1 protein-coding gene is annotated in these 657 nt (G+C 38.1%); it reads right to left on the bottom strand.

Features of this window, described 5'->3' with window-relative positions:
• Positions 1-105: 105 nt before the first annotated feature.
• The coding region (locus H5125_RS21770) for a hypothetical protein (protein ID WP_182745512.1) at positions 106-657 on the bottom strand (552 nt) is incomplete at its 5' end.

Here is a 657-nt window from a genome sequence, read left to right as displayed (position 1 = left end):
TTCTTGATGCTGGTTAGTGTGCCACTATAGCCACGACAAAAACATAAGTAACAAAACAATAGAAAATGGTAACTTCATATACACCTATCAATAAGTTTATTTTTGTTAACGTTTAGAATGGCCTTCCTCGACTAATTTATCTTGTGCGAGCTTCATCAATCGAGCCGCATATTCTTTATTAAATTCAAACGTAGTATTATTAAAAACGTATTGAGCGTGCTCACTAACCGCTAGCCAGTTCTGTTGTATTTTATACAACTTTGCTAACTCTTCATGGGTAGCAGTAACTGACGATTTAGGTAGATCAACATCCAATGCTAACAACTTTTTATGGAGTGAAATAGCATAATTAATATCTTGGTCTACAAACATACCGCCCTCATAGACCCAAGCGAGTGTAGAATAAGCTATAGGATCTTTCGCATTAACTCTTTTTGTTGCTTCCTTAACTAACCGATCACCATTACCGGTGTGCAAGCTAAGAGGTACTAAACCTCTCCAATAACCCATATTGATGGCTTTTTCACACCACAGTTCCAGCTTTTCAGGAGCATTAATTAAGCTTTTTTGGCATTGTTCCGCGGCAACATTAATTGTTAAGTTGGGATCATCTATATCAATTGAATCATCCCACCTCGGACCCGCTGCGTTGGCGAA

Source organism: Shewanella sp. SR44-4, assembly GCF_014163715.1.
Lineage (GTDB): Bacteria > Pseudomonadota > Gammaproteobacteria > Enterobacterales > Shewanellaceae > Shewanella.
Note: the sequence above shows the minus strand (reverse complement) of the source record. Positions and strands in the feature narration are given on the sequence as shown.